Source organism: Nonomuraea sediminis, assembly GCF_018531495.1.
Taxonomy (GTDB): domain Bacteria; phylum Actinomycetota; class Actinomycetes; order Streptosporangiales; family Streptosporangiaceae; genus Nonomuraea; species Nonomuraea sediminis.
In genome coordinates this window covers 594,830-620,331 of the sequence record NZ_JAHDTI010000007.1, presented here as the reverse complement: position 1 = coordinate 620,331, position 25,502 = coordinate 594,830, and the positions used below count along the sequence as shown (strand labels likewise).

General features: G+C 67.0%; 29 protein-coding genes and 1 pseudogene. 18 read left to right on the top strand and 12 right to left on the bottom strand.

Annotated elements, in window-relative coordinates; genetic code table 11:
- Positions 1–16: 16 nt before the first annotated feature.
- Both KIK09_RS31360 and KIK09_RS31355 read right to left on the bottom strand, forming a co-directional pair.
- Positions 17–631: a histidine phosphatase family protein gene (locus KIK09_RS31360; RefSeq protein ID WP_214322993.1), complete on the bottom strand. Its 615-nt coding sequence runs from the start codon at positions 629–631 to the stop codon at positions 17–19.
- A gap of 115 nt (positions 632–746) precedes the next feature.
- Positions 747–1,994, bottom strand: a complete 1,248-nt coding sequence (locus KIK09_RS31355) for a PEP/pyruvate-binding domain-containing protein (RefSeq protein ID WP_214322992.1) — start codon at positions 1,992–1,994, stop codon at positions 747–749.
- 58 nt (positions 1,995–2,052) lie between these two features.
- Between KIK09_RS31355 and KIK09_RS31350 the strand changes: the two genes are divergently transcribed.
- The 3 genes from KIK09_RS31350 to KIK09_RS31340 all read left to right on the top strand — a co-directional run bounded on the left by KIK09_RS31350 (position 2,053) and on the right by KIK09_RS31340 (position 3,369).
- Complete coding sequence (locus KIK09_RS31350) at positions 2,053–2,448, top strand: DNA-binding protein (protein ID WP_250573987.1); 396 nt, start codon at positions 2,053–2,055, stop codon at positions 2,446–2,448.
- Positions 2,445–3,080 (top strand): transcriptional regulator, encoded by a 636-nt coding sequence (locus tag KIK09_RS31345; protein WP_214322990.1) that lies wholly within the window; start codon positions 2,445–2,447, stop codon positions 3,078–3,080. The genes KIK09_RS31350 and KIK09_RS31345 overlap by 4 nt, the downstream gene beginning before the upstream one ends.
- Before the next feature lie 154 nt (positions 3,081–3,234).
- Positions 3,235–3,369 carry a helix-turn-helix domain-containing protein gene (locus KIK09_RS31340; protein WP_214323039.1) on the top strand — a complete coding sequence of 45 codons (135 nt, stop codon included), beginning with the start codon at positions 3,235–3,237 and terminating at the stop codon, positions 3,367–3,369.
- Positions 3,370–3,733: 364 nt separating this feature from the next.
- On the opposite strand, the gene KIK09_RS31335 is transcribed toward KIK09_RS31340, so the two are convergent.
- A complete protein-coding gene (locus tag KIK09_RS31335) occupies positions 3,734–4,045 on the bottom strand; it encodes a hypothetical protein (RefSeq protein ID WP_214322989.1) in 312 nt (103 codons plus the stop codon).
- Between KIK09_RS31335 and KIK09_RS31330 the strand changes: the two genes are divergently transcribed.
- Positions 4,020–5,066 carry a hypothetical protein gene (locus KIK09_RS31330; RefSeq protein ID WP_214322988.1) on the top strand — a complete coding sequence of 349 codons (1,047 nt, stop codon included), beginning with the start codon at positions 4,020–4,022 and terminating at the stop codon, positions 5,064–5,066. The two genes, KIK09_RS31335 and KIK09_RS31330, sit on opposite strands and share 26 nt — an antisense overlap.
- A gap of 1,012 nt (positions 5,067–6,078) precedes the next feature.
- Here the strand turns inward: KIK09_RS31330 and KIK09_RS31325 are convergent.
- On the bottom strand, positions 6,079–6,516 hold the full coding sequence (locus KIK09_RS31325; protein WP_214322987.1) for a hypothetical protein: 438 nt from the start codon (positions 6,514–6,516) through the stop codon (positions 6,079–6,081).
- A 541-nt stretch (positions 6,517–7,057) separates the two neighbouring features.
- Here KIK09_RS31325 and KIK09_RS31320 point away from each other — a divergent pair.
- Complete coding sequence (locus KIK09_RS31320; protein ID WP_214322986.1) at positions 7,058–7,786, top strand: alpha/beta hydrolase; 729 nt, start codon at positions 7,058–7,060, stop codon at positions 7,784–7,786.
- Between the two features lie 160 nt (positions 7,787–7,946).
- On the opposite strand, the gene KIK09_RS31315 is transcribed toward KIK09_RS31320, so the two are convergent.
- Positions 7,947–8,753, bottom strand: a complete 807-nt coding sequence (locus KIK09_RS31315; protein ID WP_214322985.1) for an inositol monophosphatase family protein — start codon at positions 8,751–8,753, stop codon at positions 7,947–7,949.
- The gene (locus KIK09_RS31310; protein WP_214322984.1) at positions 8,750–9,301 is read right to left on the bottom strand and encodes a DUF5919 domain-containing protein; all 552 of its coding nucleotides are present in this window, start codon (positions 9,299–9,301) and stop codon (positions 8,750–8,752) included. The genes KIK09_RS31315 and KIK09_RS31310 overlap by 4 nt, the downstream gene beginning before the upstream one ends.
- Here KIK09_RS31310 and KIK09_RS31305 point away from each other — a divergent pair.
- From KIK09_RS31305 to KIK09_RS31285, 5 genes are all read left to right on the top strand, one after another.
- Positions 9,275–9,556 carry a DUF6461 domain-containing protein gene (locus tag KIK09_RS31305; protein WP_214322983.1) on the top strand — a complete coding sequence of 94 codons (282 nt, stop codon included), beginning with the start codon at positions 9,275–9,277 and terminating at the stop codon, positions 9,554–9,556. The genes KIK09_RS31310 and KIK09_RS31305 overlap by 27 nt on opposite strands.
- Positions 9,557–9,597: 41 nt before the next feature.
- On the top strand, positions 9,598–9,975 hold the full coding sequence (locus KIK09_RS31300; protein WP_214322982.1) for a hypothetical protein: 378 nt from the start codon (positions 9,598–9,600) through the stop codon (positions 9,973–9,975).
- A 160-nt stretch (positions 9,976–10,135) separates the two neighbouring features.
- Complete coding sequence (locus tag KIK09_RS31295; protein WP_214322981.1) at positions 10,136–10,759, top strand: hypothetical protein; 624 nt, start codon at positions 10,136–10,138, stop codon at positions 10,757–10,759.
- Between the two features lie 48 nt (positions 10,760–10,807).
- Complete coding sequence (locus KIK09_RS31290; protein ID WP_214322980.1) at positions 10,808–10,987, top strand: hypothetical protein; 180 nt, start codon at positions 10,808–10,810, stop codon at positions 10,985–10,987.
- Positions 10,988–11,457: 470 nt separating this feature from the next.
- Positions 11,458–11,901, top strand: coding sequence for a hypothetical protein (locus KIK09_RS31285; protein WP_214322979.1), 444 nt, complete (start codon positions 11,458–11,460; stop codon positions 11,899–11,901).
- Between the two features lie 76 nt (positions 11,902–11,977).
- Here KIK09_RS31285 and KIK09_RS31280 read toward each other — a convergent pair whose 3' ends face one another.
- Entirely contained in the window at positions 11,978–12,601 is a 624-nt protein-coding gene (locus KIK09_RS31280) for a DUF305 domain-containing protein (protein ID WP_214322978.1), read from the bottom strand.
- A 168-nt stretch (positions 12,602–12,769) separates the two neighbouring features.
- Between KIK09_RS31280 and KIK09_RS31275 the strand changes: the two genes are divergently transcribed.
- Together KIK09_RS31275 and KIK09_RS31270 are read left to right on the top strand one after the other, a co-directional pair.
- Positions 12,770–14,179 (top strand): LVIVD repeat-containing protein, encoded by a 1,410-nt coding sequence (locus tag KIK09_RS31275; RefSeq protein WP_214322977.1) that lies wholly within the window; start codon positions 12,770–12,772, stop codon positions 14,177–14,179.
- Positions 14,180–14,908: 729 nt separating this feature from the next.
- On the top strand, positions 14,909–15,091 hold the full coding sequence (locus tag KIK09_RS31270) for a hypothetical protein (protein WP_214322976.1): 183 nt from the start codon (positions 14,909–14,911) through the stop codon (positions 15,089–15,091).
- 54 nt (positions 15,092–15,145) lie between these two features.
- Here KIK09_RS31270 and KIK09_RS31265 read toward each other — a convergent pair whose 3' ends face one another.
- Positions 15,146–17,032, bottom strand: a complete 1,887-nt coding sequence (locus KIK09_RS31265) for a hypothetical protein (protein WP_214322975.1) — start codon at positions 17,030–17,032, stop codon at positions 15,146–15,148.
- A complete protein-coding gene (locus KIK09_RS31260; protein ID WP_214322974.1) occupies positions 17,029–17,952 on the bottom strand; it encodes a leucine-rich repeat domain-containing protein in 924 nt (307 codons plus the stop codon). Before KIK09_RS31260 ends, KIK09_RS31265 begins: the two co-directional genes overlap by 4 nt.
- Before the next feature lie 191 nt (positions 17,953–18,143).
- Here KIK09_RS31260 and KIK09_RS31255 point away from each other — a divergent pair, with 191 nt between their 5' ends.
- The 6 genes and pseudogenes from KIK09_RS31255 to KIK09_RS31240 all read left to right on the top strand — a co-directional run bounded on the left by KIK09_RS31255 (position 18,144) and on the right by KIK09_RS31240 (position 22,148).
- The gene (locus KIK09_RS31255) at positions 18,144–19,241 is read left to right on the top strand and encodes a DUF6745 domain-containing protein (protein ID WP_214322973.1); all 1,098 of its coding nucleotides are present in this window, start codon (positions 18,144–18,146) and stop codon (positions 19,239–19,241) included.
- Positions 19,242–19,262: 21 nt separating this feature from the next.
- Positions 19,263–19,667 (top strand): DUF8820 family protein, encoded by a 405-nt coding sequence (locus KIK09_RS31250; RefSeq protein WP_214322972.1) that lies wholly within the window; start codon positions 19,263–19,265, stop codon positions 19,665–19,667.
- Positions 19,668–20,159: 492 nt separating this feature from the next.
- Positions 20,160–20,468 (top strand): transposase, encoded by a 309-nt coding sequence (locus KIK09_RS60685; protein ID WP_372455693.1) that lies wholly within the window; start codon positions 20,160–20,162, stop codon positions 20,466–20,468.
- Positions 20,469–20,471: 3 nt separating this feature from the next.
- Positions 20,472–20,618: pseudogene (locus KIK09_RS60680) on the top strand (transposase); the annotation flags it as partial.
- 104 nt (positions 20,619–20,722) lie between these two features.
- Complete coding sequence (locus KIK09_RS60675) at positions 20,723–20,938, top strand: transposase (protein ID WP_372455692.1); 216 nt, start codon at positions 20,723–20,725, stop codon at positions 20,936–20,938.
- Between the two features lie 946 nt (positions 20,939–21,884).
- Positions 21,885–22,148: a hypothetical protein gene (locus KIK09_RS31240; protein WP_214322971.1), complete on the top strand. Its 264-nt coding sequence runs from the start codon at positions 21,885–21,887 to the stop codon at positions 22,146–22,148.
- Positions 22,149–22,183: 35 nt separating this feature from the next.
- On the opposite strand, the gene KIK09_RS31235 is transcribed toward KIK09_RS31240, so the two are convergent.
- The 3 genes from KIK09_RS31235 to KIK09_RS31225 all read right to left on the bottom strand — a co-directional run bounded on the left by KIK09_RS31235 (position 22,184) and on the right by KIK09_RS31225 (position 24,862).
- Positions 22,184–22,663 (bottom strand): MarR family winged helix-turn-helix transcriptional regulator, encoded by a 480-nt coding sequence (locus KIK09_RS31235; protein ID WP_308164384.1) that lies wholly within the window; start codon positions 22,661–22,663, stop codon positions 22,184–22,186.
- Positions 22,664–23,258: 595 nt separating this feature from the next.
- Complete coding sequence (locus KIK09_RS60185; RefSeq protein WP_214322970.1) at positions 23,259–23,972, bottom strand: integrase core domain-containing protein; 714 nt, start codon at positions 23,970–23,972, stop codon at positions 23,259–23,261.
- Between the two features lie 197 nt (positions 23,973–24,169).
- Positions 24,170–24,862, bottom strand: coding sequence for a sulfotransferase family protein (locus KIK09_RS31225; RefSeq protein WP_372455698.1), 693 nt, complete (start codon positions 24,860–24,862; stop codon positions 24,170–24,172).
- Positions 24,863–25,502: the final 640 nt, after the last annotated feature.

The window sequence follows — 25,502 nt, the reverse complement described above, 5'->3', positions numbered from 1 at the left end:
GCCTTGAGGAGCCGCCTCATGCCCTCATGCCGTCGGGGAACCCGGTCCAGCGCAGGTCGGCCGGGAGGTGGCTCATATCGTTGAACATCACGAGCGTCGGCGGCAGGTCGGTGCGGTAGTCGATGACCGTCAGCGCGGTGTTGGCGCTGTTCAGGCCGAGCCACCGGGATGGCGGCGCGTCCAGGGCGTGCCGCACCAGCCACGCGATCGGGTAGGCGTGTGTCACCAGAACCTCGTGAGTGTCGCGCCGGGTTCCTGCCGCGGTTGTGTCGGGGGACTTCGCGAACCGGCCGACCAGGGCCTCGGCGAGCTTGTGGCCCGAGGCCGCCTCGGCGTCGTCGTAGCCGTCGAAGAATCCGACCCAGGATGGGGGTGTTTCGGCAGCTTGGGGAACGTAGGGCACATGGTCGGTAAGTTCGGCGGCCTCGGCGACGGGCGCGTTCTGCAGGTGCCGGGCGAGTTCGTGCGCGCTGGCTGCGGCGCGCGGTAGCGGAGAGTGCCACACGACGTCGACCGGTAGGCCGGCGAGCCGTTGGCCCAGCAGGCCCGCTTGCCGGCGGCCGATGTCGGTGAGGTTCCCGAATGCGTCGGCCGCGCCGTGGCGTGCCAGGTAGAGGTGTCGCGTGGTCATGAGCAGTTGGGACGCGGTGCCCGCGTGGGCCCGCTTCCCGTCTCCTTTCGATCCGTGGGTGACGTGGGTGCGGCTGTCGGGTGAAGGCTCCCCGGCCGGAGAGGCAGAGGATCGGTCACGCGTTGGCCGCCGTGACGGTGCCGGTGGCGCCGTCGATGGTGATGGCGCTGTCGTCGTGGAGTCTGCTCGTCGCGTTCGGAATGCCGAGGACCGCGGGGATGCCGTGCTCGCGAGCGACGATCGCGGCGTGGGAGAGCACGCCTCCGGTTTCGGTGATGACGCCGGCCGCGATGCGCAGCAGCGGCGTCCAGGCGGGGTCGGTGAAGGGGCAGACGAGGATGTCGCCCGGGTGCACGCGCGCGAAGTCGCCGGGACCGCGGACGATCCGCGCGGGGCCGGTCGCCACCCCGCGGCTGCCCGGTGCTCCGGTCAGCGTGGGCTCGGCGGCCGAGGTGTGAGCGGCAGGCGAGGGCCACGCCGGGGGTGCGGCGGTGACCGGCCGTGCCTGCAGGATCCAGGTACGGCCATCGGCGATCGTCCACTCGATGTCCTGCGGTCCACCGCGTACGGCGGCGATCTTCTTGCCCAGCTCGGCGAGCAGTTTGGCGGTCGCGCCGTCGATCGTCGGCCGGTCGCGGGCACCGGTGGGCACGTCGGACACGACGAGTTGCCTGCAGCGCCGGTCAAGGCGGGTCAGTTTGTGCGCGATCGTGTGGGTAACCAACCCGTCCTCGGCGACGCGGTAGGCGTCAGGGGTGACCGTGCCGCCGACGATGCTGGGGCCGAGCCCCCAGGACGCCTCGATGCGGATCGCGTCGTGCGGGTCCGCGGGGGTGAACATGACCCCGGACACCTCGGCGTCCAGATGGCGTTGCACGAGGACGGCCATGACGGGATCGGCGAAGGGCCGGCCGCCGCGGCCGGAGTCGCCCCGGTAGTCGACGGCGCGCGAAGTAAACAGCGAAGCCCAGCAGGCGCGTATGGCGTCGGTGACCGCGCCGACTCCGCGCACGGCGAGAAAGCTGTCGTGCTGACCGGCCGCCGACGCCTGGCCGGTGTCCTCATACGCGGCGGATGATCTCACCGCGACGGGCGGATCACCGAGTTCGTCAAGCGCGCGTCCGAGCTCGTCGATCAGGGTGGCGTGGACCGGGCGGGCCTCGATCGCCCGCCGCACGGCGTCGAGATGGTCCGGCTCGCCGACGAACCGCTCGAGGTCCAGGTCCCGGACGGCGGCGCGGTAAGCGGCGAACGACACGACGAAGCCGTCGGGAACCGGCAGTCCCGCGCGAAGCAGCGCGCCGAGCGCACCGGCCTTGCCTCCGCACGTGTCGGCGGCAGCCGATATGAGGGGTACGATCATCCACCCGCCTTTCAATGAAAGATTGACAACAATTTATTGATTTTGGATTATGGAAGGCATGTCACGCAAGCAGGACATCACTCACATCGGGCGCGCAGACCACGCCCAGGCCGACCGCGAACGCGACGCGAGCGAACGACTTCTGCGCCTGGGCGCGGACGCGCTCGACGCCCGTCCGTGGCGCCCCCCGCCGGCCCCGCTGTCGGCGGTCGACCTCGTCCAGTTCGCCGTCTGGCGCAACGCCGACCTGGACCTGGAGGACGTCCTGAGCGCGCTGGCTCTCCTGCCCGCCGCACGCGCCGAAGTCGAAGGACTCGAATCCGCCCTGCTGTTCACCGCCCGCAGCGTCGGGCTGACCTGGGCGCAGATGGCGAACGCGATGGGATTCAACTCCCCCCAGGCGTGCCAGCAGCACTACAACCGCCTGACAGCGCGACAGGACGCCGGCTCGTGACGCGCGACTCTCCGTTCGGCCTGCTGGCCCTGCACGCGGTGCGCATCCTCGGGTTCGCGGACACCCCGGTGATCGCGCAGCGGTACGGGCTCGACGCGGCCCAGACCGAGGAGCTGCTGCGCGACGCCGAGGCGCGCGGTTGGGTCGGGCACGCCGCCTTCGCAGGCACCGGGGGCTGGTCGCTGACCGAACCGGGACGAGCCGAGAACGAGCGCCAGCTCGCGGCCGAGCTCGCACGCGTCGGTGGCGCCGACGAGGTCCTTGACGTCTACCGCGAGTTCCTCCCGCTGAACGCCCTCCTGCTACGGGCCTGTACCGACTGGCAACTCCGGCCCACCGCCGGCGACCGGCTCGCCGCCAACGACCACTGCGATCCCGCCTGGGACGCCAGGGTCTTCCACGAGCTCGCCGACATCTCCCGCGCGCTCACGCCGCTGGCCGACCGGCTCGGGAGCGTCCTGGCACGGTTGGGTGGTTACGACACCCGATTCGTCGCAGCCCTGGCGCGCGCCCGAGCCGGGGAAAGCGCCTGGGTGGACCGCACCGACGTCGACTCCTGCCATCGCGTCTGGTTCCAGCTCCATGAAGACCTCATCGCCACGCTCGGTCTCGATCGGCACGCGCAACCTTGACCTGGTCGCAGGCGTACGCCCGGTGACGCCTGCGCGTCGCGCTTCCGGTGACCAGAGACGCCCGGGGCCGTACCGGAGTTGAGGAAAGCGCCAACGGCTGTCCGCCGGTTCCTCAACCCCGTGATCGCGTTCGCGGGCCAAGGACGCCCGCGACCTGCTCACCCGGCCGGAGAACACCGTCTCCTCCATCGCCCGCCTGCTCGGCGTCAGCCGCTCCACGATCTACAGATACGTACCCGAGCTCGCGAGCGGGGCGACCTCCCGTCGTACAGCCAACGATGCGAGCTGAGCTGGGACCGGGAGGCTGATTTCGCATCTCAGGGCCTATATGGCGGCTGGTGTCACGTTGGTTAACGGCACCCCGCGTACGCCAGACCGGAAGTCTTAAGAACCGGCCGCCGGCCAACCGCCTGTGTCAATAAGCGTCTCCCCAGGTGAACGATGGTATGGCGGCGCCGAGTTCGCGCGCCGGCGAGGCCTTCGCGGCCGCCGCGGCGCTAGCCGTAACCCCTGGTCAGCGTGTCGCGGCGGCAGCGCTTATTGACACGGCGTCCTGCACCCGAAGGCGTCCCCAGCCGCCAAGTAGCGCCGACAACTCAGAACCCTGATCCTGTCGGGTAAACATGCAGAATCGCGCGGCTTCGATGCGACCGTCAATCAGCGGCCAATCCATAGCGGCGGATCCGCTCGGCCTCGTCCACCCGGCCGTGCTCGGCCAGCAGCTCGACCAGCCGCCCGGCGGCGTACCAGTCGTCTGCGTTGGCCCGCTCGCGCAGGATCGCCAGGGCCTCCTCCACCCGGCCGTGCTTGGTCAGCAGCTCGACCAGCCGCCTGACGGCGTACAGGTCGCCGGCCTTGGCCCACTCACGCAGTTCATCCACCCGACCCTGCTCGGCCAGCAGCGCGACCAGCCGCCTGGTGGCGTGTCCGTCGCCGGCGTTGACCCGCTCACGCAGTTCGTCCACCCGTCCGTCAAGAGGTGTCGCTACGCGCTTTGGCGGCCAAACGCACATCTCCAAGCCGACGATCGGTGATCTGCTCAACGGCATCCGGCTGCCCGCGGCCGACCAGGTCCGCGCTCTGGTCACGGCGCTGGACGAAGATCCGCGGCCGTGGGTGCAGTGCCGCAACCGTATCCACACCGCCCAGCCCGAGCGCGCCGCACAGCCGGGCGGGCAGCCTGCCGACGCCGAGACAACCGAGCCTGCAACCCCGCCGTCGGCACCGGCCGGAGCGGCCGAGCTCACCGGCGCGGCCGAGTCATCCGCCCGGCGCCGGTCGCCCAGACGGCGCGGGCGACACAAGGCCGTCGCGATCGCCGCCGGGACCACAGGAGCTGTTGCTGCCGTCATTTTCGGACTGTGGCAGCTGTTGCACGATCCGACCGCCGCTGCCACCTCGGGACGCAACCCCTCCTCCGCGTCCGCCTTATCCCTCTCGACGCCGCCGGCCCACGGCACCACCTCGGTAGACCCGGCCGCACGCCCCGCCACCGCCCCGCCTGACGAGGCCGGCGGCGGGGCCGTGCGCTGGAGCGCGGTACACGGCATCGGCTGCCGGAAGGAATGGTCCTACGCCGACCCCGGCTGGAGACCGGCCGGTGGAGGCTGGACAAAGGACGGCTGCACCGGCACCGCCCTGTTCATGCAGGTGGGCTCCGAACTGGGCCACGCCACTCAACTGGTCAACTGGTACTTCGACACCCGGCCCGAGGCGCGATGCACCATCGAGGCCTTCATCGCCGACGACCGACGTTCGGCCGGCACCGCCTACTACTACCTCGACGACGACAACACCACCCCGCCGCACCTGGCCGGACCCGTCACCATCGACCAGACAGCCCACCGCGGCAGCTGGGTCACCTTGGGCACCTGGCCGGTCCCCGGGCCCGGACGGCTGACCCTCATCTTGGCCAACCAACCCCATCAGGCCAATGACACCCACACCGTGACCGCATCCGCGGCCCGTGCCACGTGCCACTGGTGAGCGGCTGACCAGAGCCTGCCCGTCTACGGGGACCGTGCTCGTAACACGGGCGTGCTGCTTGGAGCGGGGTTCGCTGCGGCAACGGCGGACCCCCTCTGTTCCGTCTCGTTCAATCTGAGGCATGGAGCGCCTCTGGCCTGCGGTGCCTCAAGTTCGATGAGACGGTCCACAAGGTGCCCGTCTCACCGATCATGAGGCATCTCCGCGTTCTCCCGGCGTGGTCCGCCTGGCGCGGCCCTGCTGTTCGGCAAGGAAGACCAGGCCGCGCCCGGAAAACTCATCTCGATACGAGGCTGACAGTCGGATTAAGCATCCGGCCCCGTGATCGCCGCCTCTTCGCGGCGAGGCGGCGCCGCCGCTCTTCCCGCAAGGCTGGAGACAGCGAATGGATCATGGCGTGTGCGGGGTTCGTGCACGCGAGCACGTAGGGAGCACGCAACCGCTAGACGAAAATTCTAGAACGCATCCGATCCCGCATACCCGCAGGTCAGACCATGATCAAAGCGCGCCCTGCAGGATTCGAACCTGCGACCGTCGGATTAGAAGTGGATGACCGCAGTGAACAGCCACCTCCGAGCTGGATGCAGCCTGGTCGCGGGCAAGGCCGAATCGATGGCGTCCCGCAAATGTCCCGGATCTTGGTTTGCCCGCCCTACACTGTCCCCACCAGCGAGATGATCTAGAGAGCACTCCCCAAACACAACTGACGGTTTCAGATCCCGTCGGTGCGACCATGACCTGTTGGTGTCGCAGGGGCGAGTTGAACCGCTCCCCGATCACTTGAGCTGCCAGGACTCCACGCGCGTGAAGGTCGCCACCTGAGGTGGTAGCAGCGGCCTACGTGCACTGTCAGCTTGGGAAGTCTTTCGAGATCATGGCCTCTGAACAGGAGAAGCGCTGACCTGGGCATATGCCGGTCGAGTGACCATGAGTTCCCGTGACTCCCCGCTGATCACCGGGGGAACGGGCACGCCACAGTCCCCTATCGATGAGGCTGTAGTTGAGCGGTACGTCAACTCAGTTCCAACAGGTGAGCCGTGGGACTGTAGTCGATCTTCCAGTCTGCATACACGCCCAGACTTCCGTCTTCCAGGCAGCGCAACCCAACGCTGATCCAGCGCACTTCACCGTCACCACGGAATGCGAACCCAACTGCTACAGCGAACTCCTCGCCCCCACACGGGCAGGCACACTCATCAAGGTCGGCCTCACCCATACAGTCGGCACTGTCAGCAACATACGAGGCATCCCCACATACGACACAGACACGTTGTACGCACCCTTCAACGTCATCGGCCATGACGTTGAAGTTCTTACCCGCGCATCCAGCGCACACTGCCTCGCTCACCCGCTCGACGGCGTAGCCGCCCGGCTGGTACTCGCGGAGAAAGTCGGCAAGATCCTCGAAATCCTCGCCTCGCCAGAGATCGCCCGACGTGTCGATCGCCATAGCGTCTGAGTGTATGACTTGTATCGGGACAGATCATTTCGCGCGCAGTCTAGATCTTGCTTGTGCGGCAAGCGCGCGCCACATGCATTGAGAGCAGGTGACGGGAATCGAACCCGCGCTCAGCTTGGGAACTGCATCGATCACGGCCTGCTGAGGTGCTGAGCTGGGCAGAAAGCCGGTCTGAGCGACCGTGGTTGACCCCTGGTCACCCCTCTTAATGTCCCGGCGATCAGCCCGCGACCTGGTATTTCTCGCGCGACGCGCGCATCCCGCCCTGCCTGATCATCCCGTCCGCCGTCGACCCGCCCGAAGGGGAAGCGGGCCAGGGCCACGGGTACCAGATGGAGCGCCCCACCGGACGAACGATCTGGTACCCGTGGCCCTGGCCCGCTCGGCTTGTGCCGGGTCGATGGCGGGCGGAATGATCAGGCTTCCACCTCAGCCACCTATGAGCCTCCGTCGCAGGCACTGCTCGGCGATCATCTCGGAGTCGGAGCCCCCCGCCGGAGGCACGAAGTACGGAAAGTCCTCTGGAGGCAATGTGACTCTTCACGTCGAGCGCGGCATTGTTTACGACGCTACGGGCAAGTTGTTGGATGTCTACCGCCGTGCGAACGCGGAGTCGGATCCGGTGATGCTGCTCTGGCACGGAAGCGGCCCCGACGAGCGGACCGTTCTGGAGCCTTTGGCACGAGCCACTGCGGAGCTTGGCGTCGTGGTGTTCGTGCCCGATTGGCGCTCTGACGCTCCGGATGGAGGACGTGCTCATCTGCTGGCGTCGATCGCCTTCTTGCGGGCACGGGCTCAAGCGTTCTGTGGAGATCCACATCGCGTGCTTCTGGCAGGTTGGTCGCGGGGGGCTCAGGCGGCGTCAGGGATCGCCGTGGACGTCTCGGCCGCCGATGGCTGGCGGCCTTCGGCAGTGGCGTGCTTGGCCACAGGCTATGGTCGGCCGACTCCCACTTCCGCGAGGGTGCCGCTCGAAGCCGTGGTGAACGGAGATCTGGATCCCATTCCTTTCTGGCTCATGCATGGGGTTAATGACGAGCTGGTGGACGTGGAGCACTCACGCGAGTTCGCCGGGGTGCTGCGCGACCACGCTTGGCCGGTGCATCTGCATGAGCTGGAGACGAATCACGCGGGCATCGTGATGACGCAGTACGACCCCAACCTCAGGCGGTGCATTCCGGCTGCGGGCGGGCACGCGATAAAGGCTGGTCAACGTGTTGCTGCGATCCTTGCGAGAGCTGCCCGCGGAATCATGTCATGACGTTGTAGCAGGCTGGCCCTTCCTATTGACTGCGGCCCGAGTGGCGGGCGCGCGCGAGAACGGCCCCCAGGCCGCACGCGCAGCGTGTGGCCGCGCTCGGGCCGCATGGCGGCGCGCAGCGCCGCTCTTGATACCTATAAGAACAATTCGGCAGTACACGCTATGACTTTGCGGTCTTCTGGGCTTCGGCGATGAGTTCGACGAGGTCGGCGATGAGCTTGGGGCCAGCGGCGATGGTGGCTCGTGAGTTCATGGTGTGTGGGCTGCCATCCATGTCGACTACGGTCGCTCCGGCCTCGCGCGCGATGAGCACCCCGGCGGCGGTGTCCCAAGGATTGTTGGCCAGCATGATGCTGGCGTCGACCTTGCTGTCGGCAACCCATGCGAGATCGATGGCGGCCGATCCGAACATCCTGACGCGCTGAACGCGGGCGGCAAGCTCTTGCGTGAGGGCAAGACGAGGCCGGTTGCGGGTCTCGGCATCGTTGCCCACCGCGTAGTCGCCGATGGCAACGATTGCGGCGTCCAGGTCCTCGGTGTCGCTAGCCCGGATCGTCCTGCCGTCGATCTTGGCGCCGTGGTCCTGGGCGCAGGTGTAGCGAGTCGCCAGGAACGGCAACTCGATCACCCCGAGCGTGGGCCTGTCATCATCGACCAACCCCAACGAGACACCACACAGCGGGATTCCGTGCAGGAAGTTTGCGGTGCCGTCCAGCGGGTCGAGGGCCCACATGAGACCGTCCCCCACACTGCTGACGCCTTCCTCTTCTCCGAGGAATCCGATCTCGGGGGTCTCGCGGGCGAGGAAGTCGCGGACGGCTTCCTCGACGGCGTAGTCCACTTCGGTGGCCATGTCGCGATCACCTTTGGCCGTGATGATGCCGGGCAGCTTGGTTCTGATGATCTCGGTGGCGATGGTGACAGCGTGCTCGGCGATGGGTAGAAGGGACCGAGTATCGAGCGTCATACAGGCTTGCTCCGCTTCCACATATCGGTGAACACCTGGTCGAAGACGGGAAACAGCCCGTCGGACGCGGTGTTATCAGTGATCACGAATGTCGGGGAGTCGACTCCGCGTGCCTGCGGAAGGTAGGGCTGGACCACGCACTTGGCCCCATCGATGATCAGGATGTTGAAGCGGATCGTCTCGTCGTAGACGTGCAGCTCCAACCGTTCGGCGGAGTCGGGCGCGAGTCGATCGCGCAGCTTGGTCAGCATCGTAATGTTGAGGGCGGTCAGCGTGGTCAGCGTCCCGTCGGTGTACAGCTCTTCGGCTTCGCGGGCTCGGATGCCGCTCCCGTTGGGGTCGAGAAAGAGACACCGAATCCGGGTACCGCTGTCCAGCAGCCGCTTGAGCTGGTGATCCGGGTAGCTCTGGCACAGCACGTTGAGGGAAAGGCCGGCCGCGCTGATCTCCTTGGCGTTGTCGAAGAGCTCGGACGCTGGATAGGCCGACGAGAACGCGACGGCGGGCAGGCAGTGGCGGTGATGCGACATGACTACGCCGCTCGGCACTGCCTCGCCTACGCCGTCGACGGGGAATATCTCAACGACATCGACCCGACCTTCCCCATCGAGAGGCGTGGCACGGATCCTGACCGGCTCAATCGCTACCTTCGTGAGCTGGGTATTGATCCAGCCGCCGACGACCGCATCGACAACGCCATCCCGGCCGCCCTGGCAATCGCCAGCCGGATCACCGGCGTCGTGATCACCCCAGAGCACCTTCGCCGCCCCATTCTCGGCGCCGCCATACCCGGCGCCTACTGATCACCTTGACCACCCTTCGTGATCTCGGCAGCATGCCTCGCATGAGTGTTGGCCTGATCATCGCGATGCCTCTCCGCCAGTGGGGGCTCATCGACGCATCCATGGACAATGACGCCAGCGTTGAGACAGTGAACGGTGATCGCCGACGGGCCGACCTCGCGCGCAGCATCCGAAGGGCCGGTTGGGATCAGATCGCCCACTGGACACCCGGCGTTCCCGGCTCCGGTGAGTGGCCGCCGCCGGACGAGATCGTGAAACCCAAACTCACGATCGCCCAGTGGCTTCTCACGATCGATGTCCTCGAACGCTGGGCCGCAGCCGCTGATGGCACAGGGCGTCATGACACAGCCACGCAAGAACGCGAGCTCCGAGAGCTGATCATCTCTCGGCTTCAAGCGCACGGCGTTCAGGCTCACTGAGGCCCCCAGCAACATGCTTGCCAATGGGAGAAATCGAAGCGATGAAGCAAGTGCCGTCCCGGACAGGGTGGTATTCGTCGATTGGCACGGTGTGCTTTCTTGCGACCCCTTCTGGGTGTCCATCCGAGACAACGACCGGCATCCACTTCACTCGCAACTGGTGGAGAGCCTCGCGCTGATCTTCACTGGCGACCGGGCTCACGCCTGGATGAAGGGTGAGGTGTCCTCCGCTCAGGTGATCGCAGGCATGGGGATCAAGCTGGACCGCCGGTTCCGCGACGACTTCCTCCAGCGCCGGTTACTGGCCGACTGCGCCCGGATGCGGGTCAACGTTCCGTTGTGCGAGATGCTCCGCGAGATCAAGACGCGTGCCTCGATCGTCGTGTCCACCGACAACGCGGATTGCTTCGCCGGCACTTTCAGGCGGGTGCGCAAGACCCGGCGCCCGACTGGCCACCGTCCGGCGACAACGTTGGCCGAGTGGTCCTTCGTCTGCGACGACATAATCTGTTCAAGCGATGTCGCAGTACTCAAGAGCGAAGGTATCGTCCGCTTCTTCGGGCCCTGGCTGAGTCGACACGGCATGTCCTTCCATGACGCGCTGCTCATTGATGACTTAGCGAACAACTGCGCTGCCTTCCGAGAGCAGGGAGGAACGGCTCTGTGCTGGAGGATGGGCGCCGACGACATCACCGAGGCCGCAACCGCGCTCAGCCGATGGCTCGACGGGTCTGCCGCATCCGAACTCTCCTACGCTGCCGCTCGCGGTGAGGAGAACGGATAGGAGCGGCGGGAGACGTACGCCGCCTACTGGGCGGCATGGAATGCGCTCATGCATGAGCTGCTGCAGCCCGAGGCGGATGCCCGGCAGGCGGAGATTGCGTGGCGGCAGGCCCTGGACGCCATGTTTCTGATCTGCGGCCAGGAGGTGCTGGACGCGGGCATCAAACACATCGGGCTGACGGAGGCTCGGATCGCGGCGCGCGGTGACCGTGTTGATGGCCGCGGCTAGTCGCGGGCGTTGAACCGGGTGATGCGGGAGGACATCCTGGTGCGGCCGAGGCTGTAGCCGCGCGATGGCACAGATGTCAGGCACGAGTCCTGCTCCTGCCGATAATTACATCCGCCCAGGTCATGACCAGGAGTGGCTTCGCTTGTGCGCCTGCCGAAAGTTCCGTCCATGCAGGTCAAGCGGCACGTGAGTACTCGTGGAGGACGCCGCCGATCCTTGTTGATCTTGATGCTCGATTTCGGTTGCTGTACTGCTACGCCATCCCCTCTATCGCAAGGCTGCCGAGGCTCACCACGGACACGCGATTGGATGGCCGAAGGCGAGTGATCCCCGGCGACACACCCACACACAACCCAATCTCGCAGACACTTACCACTTAACCGACAGAAGCAGGATCACGCGAAGATCAACTCATACACCACACCCGTGGACGTGACCAGCAGGCGAATCGGCTATGCCAGGGTTCGTACATGGGCAACCTGTATGAGTACTTCAGTGCGGCCGACGACGCCTCGGCGATGACTGCCTTCGAGACCGGAGCAGAAGACGCCGGATTCGCGAGCCTCGGCGCTCTCAAGGGGATTGGGCCTGACATCGGTCTTGGAAAGCTTGAGGCCGTCCTAACAGGGCTGTCTTTCGACCAGATCTCGCAGGACCCGCGATTCGCGGATGTGATCACCTCAGAGACCGAGGGTGAGGGAACCTGGATCGTCGCGCTGACCGACCGCCTAAGGGACGGACTCGCTGGAGTGACCCCAGACCAGCTACTGCCAATCGCAGAACGCTGGGCGGCAACCTACGAGTACGTCAACTCCGAACCCGACCTCCTGGCCGACTTCCTTGGGAGACTGGTAGATCTGGCCGTTCAAGCCCAGGTACGAAAACATCGTCTCTACTGCTGGCTCAGCCTGTAGCGCCCAGGCGGGTACTTGCTCGTTTGGCGACCGAGGGCGGGTGGGGATCGGTGGATCCTGTTCACTTGCTCGGCAGCTAACCGGCCTGCATCTCCTGCATGCGGCGGATCTCCGTCGCCTGCTCCACGCTGACCTCGTTGGCGAGCTCCTCGATCTTGGTGTGCGACCCCTTGATCAACACCTGTTCCGACATCTTGATGGCGCCGAGATGGTGGTTGATCATCAGCTGCAGAAACAGCATGTCGAATTCCTTGCCCGAGGCCGCCTTGAGCGCGTCCATCTGCTCGGGCGTGGCCATGCCCGGCATGCCGGTGTGGATGGCGTGATGGTCGGGCACCCGCTGGCCCTGCTCCTGCAGCCAGGCGGTCATGTACTGGATCTCGGGCCCCTGGGCGTCCTTGATCCGCGACGCCAGGCTCTTGAGTGTGGCGGACTCGGCCCTGCTGGGTACGAGGACCACCATGTCGACGGCCTGCTTGTGATGGACGATCATGTCCTGGACGTACGTCACGTCCGCCGCGTTCGCGGTGGGACCGGGCACGGCGGTGGCGGCCTCGCTCGGTGACAAGGTCTTGGCGATCTCGCCCGGCTTGCCGGGCGCGACCACCGGCGCGGTCGAGTCGGCCCGGGGCGGGGTGCTCGGACTGCATGCCGACAGGGCAATCGCCGTGCCCGCGATGACGATGAGCGCGGCGCGCAAGTGGCCTCCTTGACTGAGCCTGTCGAGAGTGCGCACTCTAGACCGCCAAACGGATCATAGGAAAGACGTCAAACGGGCATTCTTATTGACAGATTGCATGCTGGCCTGACATGTCGCTCATGGGTGAAGATTTCTTACATTTATGTCCCCTTTATAGGAGGATCTGAAGTGTTCACCCCCCGCAGGGCCATAGTCCTGCTCGGCGCTGCCGTGGCGTTAGCCGTCGCCGCGATGCCCGCTCAGGCCGCCGACATCCCGGGGCCGGGCGAGATCGTCATGAGCTCCAATGTCCAACACGTCACCAACGTGCCCAAGCCCACTGCCCTCGCCGACATCCACACGGACATGGCGTTCCAGGGCGACTACGCCTACGTGGGCAACTACTACGGCTTCTCGATCTACGACATCAAGCACCCCAAGCAGACGTCCCTGGTCAGTTCGGTGGTCTGCCCAGGTGGCCAGATGGACATGTCCGTCTACGGCAACCTGCTGTTCGGCTCCGTCGACTCCTCGCGCACCGACGACTCGTGCCACAGCACGGCCCAGAGCGCGTCGATCAAGTCGTCGTGGGAGGGCATCCGGATCTTCGACGTCAGCGACAAGGCGAACCCCAAGTACATCAAGTCGGTCGAGACCAACTGTGGTTCCCACACCAACACCCTGGTCCCCGACAAGACCGGCGAGAACGTCTACATCTATGTCTCGTCCTACAACCCCAACGACAACTTCCCCGACTGCCGGCCGCCGCACGACCTGATCTCGATCATCAAGGTGCCGGTGGCCAACCCGACCGCCGCCGCGGTCGTGGCGATGCCGGACCTGTTCGCTGACGATGACGGTGGCAACCCGGGCGTGCCCCTGCCCTACCCAGACGGCAAGTCGAAGACCACCGGCTGCCACGACATCACCGCCTATCCGGAGAAGGACATCGCCGCCGGAGCCTGCATGGGTGACGGCATCCTGATGGACATCTCCGACCGCGAGCACCCGAAGGTCACCGCCCGGGTCCGCGACGACAACTTCGCCTTTTGGCACTCGGCCACCTTCAACAACGAGGGCACGAAGGTCATCTTCACCGACGAGCTCGGCGGTGGCGGCAGGGCCACCTGCAACACGACGTTCGCCGCCAACCGGGGCGCGGACGCCTACTACGACATCGTCGGCGGCCAACTGGTGAAGAAGGGCTACTTCAAGATCCCGCGCGTCCAGGCCGACAGCGAGAACTGTGTCGCGCACAACGGCTCGCTGATCCCGGTCAAAGGCCGCGACATCATGGTCCAGGCCTGGTATCAGGGTGGCATCTCGGTCATCGACTTCACCGACTCGGCCAACGCGCACGAGATCGCCTACTTCGAGCGCGGCCCCGACAACACCGCCCCGCCACTCGACGGTGGTTTCTGGTCCGCTTACTACTACAACGGCTACATCTACGGCTCGGACTTCAACCTGGGCCTCGATGTGCTGAAGGTCGACGACCCGCGCGTCAACCAGGCCAACAGCGTCAAGATGGAGCGCCTGAACGCGCAGACCCAGGGCTCCTACCCTGAGCCCGGAAACGGCGTCCCTGGAGGGCAGTGACAGCTCAGCGGTATCGGGCGGCGGGGACTCCGGTCCTCGCCGCCTCTGTGGGGCTCGAATATTCGGTCACCGCGTCCGATCTGTGGATTCGCTAGACACGCGGATGACATTCTCGGCAGGCACAGTGACCTCGTAGACTCCCGGCCACGTCGTCGAAGGGATGGCCGTGGAAGACCCGACGGGTATCGCAGCGCTGACCAAGATCTTGCCTTCAGATCTCGGCGCGGACGAGGGAATCGGCTGGTCGGCAGCAGAGGCGCGGTGGGGCACGCGGTTCCCGCATGACTACATGGCCTTCATGTCCATCTATGGCGCCGGCTCGTTCGCCGAAGTCGGCATCCTCATGCCGTTGCCCAAGGAATACATCCAGTGGGACCCCGGGACCTTCGAGGAGGAGACGGAGAACGCCCGTTACACCTGGGAGATGCTGGGCGGTCAAGAAGGCCTCGACATCGACCCGAACCACATCCTCGCCTGGGGCATCACCTCGTCCCGACATCCTGTGCTGGCTGACCACCGACCCCGACCCCGACCAGTGGCCCGTCCTGGTCTGCGGCCGACACACCCACGAGGACTTCAAATCACCGACTGCGGTCGAGGTCGAAAGCACCCACTGAACCCGGCTGCAAGATCGATCGCCGGACTCCGGCATCGCGCCGATGACCATATCGCGCTCCAGTTGCCGTCCGGCCTCCCACGGCACCCGCCGATCTCGGAGCGTGTGCCACCGTGCACCGCTGGAACACGTTCACGGTGGAAGGGGAGCAGTACCGCAACGCGCTGGTGTCGGTCTCACGGTCGCATTGGCGGGAGTTCGAGCACTGGTGCACGACCTCGGCGGTCGAGAACGGGACGATCACGGCTGGGACGGCGCGACAGACTTCGGCCATCGCTCTGACGTCGTCCGTCTGAAAGTCACCGTCCCTGCCGCCGGAGCCCGGCCCAGCGCGGGCCGGGCCCGGCCGTTCACTCCTGGTCCTCGTCGTCCCAGTCGTCCTCCTCGTCGTCCCACAGGTCGCTGGGCTCCAGCGGGTGCTCGTCGTCGATGAGGGAGTCGTCCACCTCGCGCCGCCAGGCCTGGCTGTCCTCGGGATCGGCCCAGCTCAGCTCGGTGATCCTGGGAACGGGGATGGTGGCCCGCTGGTGGCCGACCATCCAGGAGTTGCGGAAGAAGTCGAACCTGAGGTGGCGGCAGCCGGCGGCCTCGTTGTAGATGATCGGTGGTACGAGGAACTGCTCCACGCCGACCCTGGCCGCGACGACCACGTAGTCCTCGGGGATGGATTCGTCGTTCCAGCAGGCGGCGAAGTTGACCGGAGTGAGGGCGTTCTTGCCGAGCACGTGGATGAGGCCGTCCTGGATGACGAACCGGTCCGGGTCGAGGGCCACGTCCTCGCCGAGCATGAGGATCGGCGCGGGCAGGATGTGCGCCTGGGCGAAGGACTGGGCGTCGGTGTAGAGCTTGACGACCTCGTCGAAGCGCGTGGGGTCGAACTGCCCGGAGGTGTGGAACGGGCAGCAGATCGCGCCGTGGGGCCGCTCCGGCTCGGGAAAGAACGCGGACTTGTCCACCCGCGTCATGACCGAGTGGCCGTGCTTGTCCCGCAGGAACTCCGGGATCCAGCCGGCATCCTCGGCCTCGATCACCTCCGTCCGGCACAGCGCGCGGAACGCGGTGTCGCCGAGCTTGCAGTTGAAGTAGTCGAGCAGGGTGATGGCCGCGCACTCCGCCGGCTGCAGCGCGTCGGTCCTGGGGAACCAGAAGTCGTAGCCGTTGGTCACGAAGTGCACCCCGCGGAACTCCTTGTGCACGAAGGTCTCGCGGGCGAGGCTCTCGCCCCAGCCGTCCCAGTGGGTGGCGGCCACCTGGTTGTAGTACGCGTCGGCGTGCCGGGCCAGTTCGGGCGCGAACACACTCTCGCCGGTCAGGTAGCACGCCTTGCTGAACAGCGCGCCGATCTCCGGCGCCTCGGTGACCTCGCCGGCGGTGAAGATCAGCTCGGTACGCAGGAACACCTTGCGGCCGTCGCGGTAGGGGGCGCCCTCGTGCTCGTACCGCTGATCGAAGATCACACACGTGAAGGCGCCGATCTCGCCGAGCGCGGCGCCGCCGACCAGGTCCAGCGCCGGCGAGCCCGCGCCGCCGGTCAGGTACAGCAGCAGCGTGTAGCGGGAGATGTGCCGGCGCGTCGCGTCGTAGTACGGCGTGTCCCGATGCAGGTGGAAATTTGCGTCACCGGGCTCGAACCCGTTGCACCGGAACACCGGGTTCACGTGCGAGAACCCCTCCGCCACGGACGGCGGCAGCGCGTCGGCCACCGCCGCGGTCAACGCCTCGGCCAGCAGCGCCGAGTGGAAGATGAACCGTTCGCCGCCCCGGGAGGCGGCGTTCAGCGGCGGCACATACAGGTTCATGCCGTCCAGCCGCGCCAGCCGGTCGCGGGCCTGCTCCGGCAGGCGCAGTGAGAACGAGAACACCCCTTCGGCGTGCTCCGTCCGCCCGGTCAGCTCCATCTCCAGCGGCACGGCCTCGAGGAGGCGGTCCAGCGGGACGATGTTCTCGAACGTGCGAAACGACAGCTCGTGCGGATCCGCGAACACGGCAGCCAGGTACGGCGCGTCCGCGCTGGGCCGGGCGAACAGTTCCCGAACCTGCTCGTCGATGAGCTCGGCGTCGATGAAGCGCACGGCCTTGAACCGCGCCGACGGATGCCAGCAGACCTCCAGCCCGTCCACCGTCGCAGCCGGTCCGGCGTCGGTCGCGTCCACCTCCGCCCGATACCGGGCGATCTCCTCGGCCGGGGCGTCCCCGGCCGACAGGGCGAAGAACCGGTCCCGAAGTTCGATGCTCACACGCACCTCCACATGCTCCGCAGCCCCGGCGGAAGATTCGCGGCCTGCGCCAGTTTCCGCACGCCGTCCTGGCCCACATCGGAGTCGTACAGCCACAGCCGGGTGAGGGATCCGGCGAACGGGGCGGCGAGCAGCGCCTGCGCGCCCGCCTCTCCGAGGTCGTTGTAGCGCAGGTCGAGCTCAGTCAGCTCTGTGAACCTGTGCAGCGACCGCACGCCCTCGGCGGTCACCCTGTTGCGCTGCAGGTGCAGGCGGCGCAGCCCGCCCAGGTGCGGGCAGGCCGCGAGCGCCGCCAGGCCGGTGTCGGCGATGCGGCAGTACCGCAGGTCGAGCGCCCGCAACCGGTCCGACGCGAACAGGGCGGCGAGGAGTTCGGCGCCGTCGAAGCCGACGCTCAGGTAGGACAGGTCGAGCTCGGTGAGCCGCCCGAGGTCCAGCCCGGCGAGGGCTCGCAGGTCCAGGCGGCCCGGGCGCAGCTCGCCGCGGTCCACGGCCAGGGACCACTCCTCGTCGTCGTCCCCGTCCTCGTCGTCCCAGTCCTCGTCCTCTTCAGCCGCCGCGTTCGAGGTGATCCTCAGCGTGGTGACGAACGGGGCGCGCAGCACCTGCTCCACGACCTCGCGGACATCGTCCGACCACTCGACGGCCACCTCCGTGGCGAAGCCGTACCGGCGCGACCGCACCCGCGCCCTGCCCGGCAGCCCGTCGTCCCATCGGTCCTCGTGCTCCGCGACGAGGTCGGCGATCTCGCGCTCCACGGCCGGCCGATCGGCGGGGCGGGTGCGTGCCAGGCGCTGCTCAAGGCGGATCAGCATGCCTCTGGCGTCGCCCTGCCGCAGCAGCCGGTCGCTGTACGCGTGCCACGCGGCGAAGTCGTCGGGACGAGCCCGCAATGCTTCCTCGATGACCATGACTTCCATTCGAACGAATGTACGGATCATCATTGACATGTCAAGACAAAGTCCCGTTAAACTATCGCCGAAATGACCTTGCCCGCAGGCGTTTCGGCCCATCGGACGCATGATCGCGGGCGTGGACAGCTCCGCGCGGCACGGTATACATTGCGGCGTCCTGAGGCGGAGCCAGGCCGCCGGCATGGGAGGTCTCCACTGTGAGCGCACCGCCTTCGGCCCGTCCCGCGACCGACGAGCAGGACGTCCCCGCCGAGGGGAGGCAGGCGTTCGAGCTGGCCGCCCGCGCCTGCTACCGGCAGATCGGGGTCCCGTTCCCGGAGCGGGTCGTGTGGGTGCCATCGCCGCTCGTCGGCGCGTTCGCCGCACCGATCGCCGCCTGCCTGGCCACCGGCCACCGCAACGGCCGCGTCCTCGACTCGGTCCACCGCGCCGTGGACGGCACGGCCGGCGAGACGATCGGGCGGGTGGTACGCGACGCCGTCCAGGCCGCGGCGGACGGCGTGGCGGGCGATCCGGTGCACGGGGCGGCGGCGACCGCCCAGCACGCCGAGATCGCCGCGACGGCGGACCCCGCGCCGCGCGGCATGCCCACCGGCACCCGGGCCACGGTCACCGAAGCCGCGGACGCGGTCGTGCGATCGGCGGTGGACGCGGCGGTGGGCGGCGTGCGGCAGGACACGATCCGCGGCGCGATCCGCCTGCTGTGGCGGGCCTGCCTGCCGGGCCACCGGTCCGCGTCCGCCGCCTGGTGGTGGTGGCCGTTCCGCGACTTCGTCCTGCTCTGCCCGCCCCCAGACGAGCTGCGCCGGGACCAGGTCGGCGAGGGCGACCTGGCCAGGCGCCGGCTCCACTGCCCCGACGGACCCGCCGTCGCCTGGGTCGACGGGTTCGGGCTGTACTTCTGGCACGGCACCCACGTCCCCCGGGCCGTCATCGACGACACCCTGACCGCCGACGAGATCATCCGCGAGCCGAACGCCGAGATCCGCCGCTGTGCCATCGAACGCCGCGGCTGGGACCGCTTCGTCATCGAGGCCCGCCTCGCCCAGATCGGGCCCGCCGCGCCCGACCCCGGCAACCCCGGCCAGACGCTCACCCTGCACGACGTCCCCCCGGGCGTCTACCCCAGGAGCGTGCGCGTCCTGCTGTGCACCAACGGCACCGTCGAGCGGGACGGCACCCGCCGCCGCTTCGGCCTCACCGTCCCCGCCGACTGCACCGACCCCATCGAGGCCGCCGCCTGGACCTACGGCCTCACCCCTGCCCAGTACGCCCAGGCACAGCACCGATCCTGACCTTTGAGGAGCCCCGAGAAGATGCCCACCATCGAGCAGGCCATCGCCACCTTCGGCGTCACCGTCGACGAGCACCTCGACCGGCAGGCCGAGATCCCCATCCTGTCCGGCCTGCAGTTCCAGGGCGATGTCGCCGTCGTGCCGGTCACCAGGGAGCCGGCCCGTACCCCGATCCCCACCTCCGGCGTCCCGGTCGTCCGTGGCCAGGCCCAGGCCAACACCCACCTCCTGGTCGCGACCGGCGCGGCGTTCTTCAGCCCTGACCAGTCCGGCCGCGCGCTGGTGCTTGGCGTGCTGACCGTCGAGGAGGGCGCTACCGCCTACCTCGCGCACCCTGAACACGCGTTCACCGGTATCGCGCCCGGCACCTACGAGCTGCGTCGCCAGCGCGAGCAGGCGGACGAGGTCCGGCTCGTCGCCGATTGAGGCCGGGGGCGGGCCAACCCGCGGCATCGGCAGGATGTGCGGGAGCTGCGGGGTGCGGCGCGGCCGTGGTGGCGGACACCTTGCGCGGTGTGGCCGACGCGGACCCGTACGTCCTCGTACTCCATAAGAGGCGTTATGGGGTACACGTTTCACCAGCACCGCCACACTGGGCCTGTCCACAGAGCCTTTGGTTACCGTAACCGGCTCAACCTCGGGCTTAGTGCCCGTGTACAAACTGATCCCTGAGCCCGCTGTGTGAGGCGATAAAGGGGCGAAACGGTGACGTAGCGCGAATCTTCGGCGACGTGGAGCGACCTTCCGGTAGTAACGGCGGTTATCGAAGCCCCGTCACCAACCGGAAGGTCGCCGCCGTTGTACGCCACCGCTCCCGCCGCTGTCTCCCGCAATGAAGAAACTGCCTGTTCATGCGTGGCCTGCCGCTACGGTCATGGAGCCGACCACCCTGCCCGGGCGTCCCGATACACCACCGACATGACCGATGCCGAATGGCAGTCCATCGAGCCGGTCATGCCCTGGCCGGCCTGGTTACATGGCAACGGTGGACGCCCCGAGAAGTACTGCCGGCGCCTGATCGTGGACGCCATCCGGTACGTGGTCGACAACGGCTGCAAGTGGCGCAATCTGCCCGCCGACTTCCCGCCCTGGCGCACCGTCCACGCGATCTTCACTCGCTGGCGGCAGGACGGCGATCTCTACGCCCTCCACAACGACCTGCGCGAACACGTCCGACTGGCCGAAGGGCGCCAGGCCGAACCCAGCGCAGGGATCATCGATTCATAATCGCTGAGGGCAGCCGAGACCGTCGCCACCGACTCCCGCGGATACGACGCGGCCGAGAAGGTGCAGGGCCGCAAGCGGCACGTCATCGTGGACACCCTGGGCCTGCTGCTCGTCGTCATCGTCACCGCCGCCAGCGTCCAGGACCGCGACGAAGCCCGCACTGGAACGCCTGCGCGACTGGTACGAGAGGATCTCCCTGATCTGGGCCGACAGCGCCTACGCGGGCAAACTCGTCACCTGGGCCATCACCCTGGATGGAGATCGTCAAGCGCAGCGACGATGTCAGCGGCTTCGTGGTGCTGCCCCGCAGGTGGGTGGTGGAGAGAACGCTGTCGTGGATCTCCCAGCGAAGGCGGTGCGTACGCGACTATGAACGGTCGTCCGAGCACCACGAGGCCATGGTCGTGTGGGCGATGATCATCCTCATGGGGCGACGACTCGCGCGACCCGCCTCCCCCGAGTCGATCTGACGATCAGTTTGTACACGGGCACTAAGGGCAGGCCCTAGCCTGCAGGGCACGAGAGAGCCCCGCACCTTCCTGCCTTGCGGTGGGAAGGTGCGGGGCTTTCGTGCTGGCTGTCACCGAACCAGATGCAGTGTGGGTGACGCCGGCGCAGTCGTCTGGGCTCCCCCTTGACCGGTGTCGGCGTGAGCGCGCGAATGCTCAGCTGAAGAGCTGGAAGATCCTGCGAAAGCTACGCTGCTGCCCCAGCAAGGTCGGCCATCTGTGCAAGGCCATCGCCGTCCTTCAAAACCACCGCGTCGCACAGACCGCACGAGGATGAGCAAGGGTCACGGAGATCCAGTTCTTCGACGGATGGTTGTGGAAGATCACCTGTCTACTGGATCTCCGTTCCCACGTCCCAGGAACTCCCGTGCTTGACAGCGCCACGAGCACCTTGACTACCTGGCCTTGGGGAAGCCCCGGACTGCGCCTGTCAGCTCACACCTGGACAACCGGACCCAGCGGCGGCATCGACCTTATCGACGTCTATGCGGGTCGCGTCTTTGGGCTGCGGAGGCTGAGCCAGAACTCTGTCCGCGCCTACCATCACGAGACCGCCCGCAGAATCGATGAGCGGCTTTCCATCCGCACCCACCTTTCCGAGCGCGGCCGGGAATTTCGCCCGGTCAATGGTCCCGTCAGCGCGTGCCCATGGCATTGGAGGAGGGGCCTGGCCTGCCACTGGCTGTGCGATTCGGCTGCTGTCGGGGAGCCAATGATTCCCCGAAACGATCCAGTCTCCTGTACCGCGTCAAAACTCACTCATAACGCTCGAGCAGCAACAACACGACAGCCCGAGTGCAGATGCTGAGCACCTGCTCAAACCGAGTTGAGCGCTCGCTCAGATGATAGTGAACGGCACCTTAATAACTCCTGCTCAGCGTAGGCGGACGAATTTTCGGCACCCACAGTGCCCGCGCCGAAGGCGGGAGAGGAACTCACCGTCCGCCGCGCCAGGCGCCTGCTCACCAGCCACCCGGACCATCTCGACGAGGCCCAGATCCTGCGGCTGAAGAAACTGCGACCTCGTTGTCCCGAACTGGACGCCGTCGCTGACTGCGTGGCCGCCTTCGCCACGATGATGACCGACAAGGACGGCCACCTGCTACCTGCGTGGCTCGCGCGGTGGCTGAAGGTCAAAACTGCCGATCAAGCCTCCCGCGATGAAATCTGATGCGGTACAGGTACGAAGGCCTGCTTCGGCGTTCTTCAGTGCCGCTCGAGGTCTGCGATGATGCGTGCCAGCGTGGCCATGAAGGCTTCGATCTCCTCGGCGGGGATGTCGGTGGTGGCTCGTGTGTTGACCTGCCTGGCAAGCTCGGTCAGTTCGGGCTCGAGTTCTCTAGCGTGGTCTGTCAGCTTGTTGCGGGAGCGGCGCCGGTCATCGGGATCCACGGTGCGGCTGATGAGCCCGTCGCGTTCCATTCGCCGCAGGGTGTGGGCCATTGTCGATTGGTCTATACCGACGCGCTCGCACAGTTCATGCTGCGTAAGGTTGTCTTCTTCATACAGCGCCAGCATCTGGGCGAACTGTCCAGGCTTCACCCCGGTGTGCGCGATCTGGTCGCGCAGCCGGTTTTCTAGCAGCCTCGCCAGATGGTTGACCTGGTAGCCCAGAGAAGCCTGGCGGTGCAGCATGGTCATGCGCGCGGCCCCTTCGACCGCAGAAGCCGCCTGATCCTCGGCCACTGCCACATGGCTAGGCCGGATACCGCAAGGAGTGGCAGGACGGTCCAGCGTACTGCCGCCTCGGCGGCAGAGCCGAGGAGCGGGCTGAGATACATGTAGGCGATCAACGCTGTGCCGCTGGCGAGGTGGGCAGTTCGTTGCAGGTCGCGTGTCTGCTTGTGGCGCACAACTACCTCCTATTACACGGTCTGCGAAGAATATATATGGCAAGCCATGTAAATGCAATGCGTGGGCTGGCGGTGGGACGCAGAACACTGCGGTTGCCGAAAACTACATCCGCGCCATCATGCAGAGCGCGGGCCTTGAACGGGCCGCGGCACTCCCCGACACGGCCCGCCAGCGCCTGGTCGAGGCCAGCGGCAAGCTGCTGGAGCATCTGGCACCAGTGACATCGAGCAGTTGCGCCAGGCGCCGGTGGAACAGATCCGTCAGGCCTCCTTCCTGTTCTCCGGCGCCGTCCCGACACCCGGCCAAGTACATACACCGGCGAATCTGGTCTGGTGTCCGACCGATGACGGCCAGGTCGTGGGCGCCGATCTGTCCTGTGGGGCTCAATAATAGGATTCGGTGTTTGACCTGCCGGTTCTCGTCGGTTTCAGCTGGCGACCTGGTACTCGTTGATGAGGCCGCCGAGGATGGAGCTGCGGTGGACTCGGTGGCCGGCCAGGTCGATGGGGGTTGGCGGTCCGGTTTCGGCTTGCAACGGGGACAACTGTCCGATGCCGCGGTGAGGCCGAGCCGTGTTGCAGTGCTCCAGGTAGCGGGTGAGGGTTCGGCGTAGATGGCGCTCGTTGAGGATGAGCATCCTGTCCAGGAGGTCGCGGCGTAGGGTGCCGATCATCCTTTCGCAGTGCGCGTTCGCCTTCGGGGCCTGCGGTGGGCTCTTGATGACGCGCAAGCCAGCGTCGGCGAAGACCGCATCGAAGGCATCGGTGAACTGGCCGCCACGGTCGCGGATCAAGAACTTCAGCTTCGTCGCGTCGGTGTCGGTGTCGATGAGGAAGTTGCGGGCAGCCTGGGCGGTCCACGGGCCGGTGGGGTTGGCGGTCACGCCGAGCAGGCGGGCCCGGTGCCAGGCCAACAGGGTGACTGGGGTTATCGGGAAGATCTTCCCCCATTGGCTGCGGGGTATCAGGTGCGAGAGCGCCGCCAGCCACAAGCGATCGGCTGGTTCATAGCGCACCCGTGGCACCTGGCGGCGTAGGACCGCGTTCTGGTGTCGTAGTACCAGCAGTTCCGCCTCCTTGGAGACGCTGCTCCGTAGCAGAAGTGCGGGCAGAGACAGCAGGCGCCGGACGACGGCGTACACCGCGGACAAGATCACGAAACATGATCCCAGGCGACCCGGACCGGCCGGACGAGGAGCTGCGCTGGTAGTGATTCGAGTTCTTGAGCCCCACAGGCACAGGTCTCGCCAGTGGTCACAGAGCGTCGCAACTACATGATCACTGGGGCCTGTGCCCGCCTTGTTGCCCCGGTCTTCTACGCCGCCTATCTGCGCGGGCTCTAAGTCTCGCTCCCCGGCGGGGCGGAGAGGCTGCCGCCGGCCATCAGGCGCTCGAAGGTCCGTCGCAGCGCCTCCGAGTCGTTCAGGTGCGGGAACGGCTCGCCCACCGGTACCGAGACGCCGAGGAACCGGCACAGCGGCTCCCAGCCGTCACGCACGTCGAACACCAGCAGCCGGTGCGCGGGCAGGCTCTCCTGGACGGTGGCGACATGCCGCTGGAACGCCGCCACGGCGACCCCCTCGTCGGGCATACCGTCGGTGAAGTGCCAGCCCTCGCCGAAGTACGACTGGCCGATACCGTCCAGCAACGGGACCAGCTTGCGCATGGCCGTCGCGAGGGCGGCGGCCTCCTCGGGCAGGTCCTGCTCGCGCATGTGCAGGGGGCCGCTGGTGAGGAGCATCTGCATGCTGGCGTACCAGCGGCGCGGGTCGCGGACGGTCAGGACGACCTTGGCCTCGGGGATGGCCAGGGCCAGCTCGCGCCAGAAGTGGCTGGCCGGCCAGTCCTGGGCCGATCGGTAGCCCTCCAGGGCCTTGCCCGGGTCGAGCGGCTCGGTCAGCCACCGGTCGAGCTGGGCGGGGTTGCTCAGCAGGTCGAACATGTGGTTGCAGGGGCCGAAGCCCAGCCGTTCCAGCGCCGCCTTCATCGAGGTGGTGCCGGTGCGCGGGAATCCCGCACCGATCACGTCCAGCACGTCACGTCTCGTTCGGTTCATGCTTCTGAGACTCGGCGCGCGGCCGAAGTGTGACATCCAAGGGTGAGACGTCGGAGTGTGCTCGCCCACGGTGGTGACCTCGGCACGGATCCGCGTGACGCTGACCGCGTGCGGCACGAGACAGGTGCTCTCGAACGTGTCCTGCCGCCGGCTGAGTGTGTCTCTTCGATCAACGTCGGCCAGCCGAAAACCCATGTGCGGACTGTCGGAGCGATGGAGTGTGATCGGGGGTTATGGCGATTGTGTTGGGTGAGCCGGGAGTCGACGGGCTGAGCGAGGTTGTGGGCGTGCTGCGGGAGTGACAGTACGACGGGGCGCCGATGCAACTGCATCCGGGGGACCTGGGCTGGTTCTGGCGGTTCGGTGCGGAGGCGACGGCCGCGGCGGTCCGGACGTGGAGCCAGGACGGGCGGATTCTCGCCGCCGGGCTGCTGGACAGTGCCAAGCTGTTGCGGCGCTCAGCGGGACGAGGAGCTGACGCAGCAACTGGCACAAGGCCGAACAAGCACCGAACCAACCGGTAGACCAGTGACAACAACACTCCGCGATGATGGCAGCCGCCGCTCTGATCGCGCGGCAAAACCCCAGCTCACAGCACAAGACCGTGTTTCCGAGC

Excerpts from the sequence above, each read along its gene's own strand:
- KIK09_RS31285 (WP_214322979.1), top strand. The coding sequence starts at position 11,458 with ATGGGCAACCTGTATGAGTACTTCAGTGCGGCCGACGACGCCTCGGCG.
- KIK09_RS31355 (WP_214322992.1), bottom strand. The coding sequence starts at position 1,994 with ATGATCGTACCCCTCATATCGGCTGCCGCCGACACGTGCGGAGGCAAG.
- KIK09_RS31260 (WP_214322974.1), bottom strand. The coding sequence starts at position 17,952 with ATGGAAGTCATGGTCATCGAGGAAGCATTGCGGGCTCGTCCCGACGAC.
- KIK09_RS31315 (WP_214322985.1), bottom strand. The coding sequence starts at position 8,753 with ATGACGCTCGATACTCGGTCCCTTCTACCCATCGCCGAGCACGCTGTC.
- KIK09_RS31350 (WP_250573987.1), top strand. The coding sequence starts at position 2,053 with ATGTCACGCAAGCAGGACATCACTCACATCGGGCGCGCAGACCACGCC.
- KIK09_RS31360 (WP_214322993.1), bottom strand. The coding sequence starts at position 631 with ATGACCACGCGACACCTCTACCTGGCACGCCACGGCGCGGCCGACGCA.
- KIK09_RS31305 (WP_214322983.1), top strand. The coding sequence starts at position 9,275 with ATGCGACATGACTACGCCGCTCGGCACTGCCTCGCCTACGCCGTCGAC.
- KIK09_RS31250 (WP_214322972.1), top strand. The coding sequence starts at position 19,263 with ATGCCCACCATCGAGCAGGCCATCGCCACCTTCGGCGTCACCGTCGAC.
- KIK09_RS60675 (WP_372455692.1), top strand. The coding sequence starts at position 20,723 with ATGGAGATCGTCAAGCGCAGCGACGATGTCAGCGGCTTCGTGGTGCTG.
- KIK09_RS31325 (WP_214322987.1), bottom strand. The coding sequence starts at position 6,516 with ATGGCGATCGACACGTCGGGCGATCTCTGGCGAGGCGAGGATTTCGAG.
- KIK09_RS31300 (WP_214322982.1), top strand. The coding sequence starts at position 9,598 with ATGAGTGTTGGCCTGATCATCGCGATGCCTCTCCGCCAGTGGGGGCTC.
- KIK09_RS31290 (WP_214322980.1), top strand. The coding sequence starts at position 10,808 with ATGCATGAGCTGCTGCAGCCCGAGGCGGATGCCCGGCAGGCGGAGATT.
- KIK09_RS60685 (WP_372455693.1), top strand. The coding sequence starts at position 20,160 with ATGACCGATGCCGAATGGCAGTCCATCGAGCCGGTCATGCCCTGGCCG.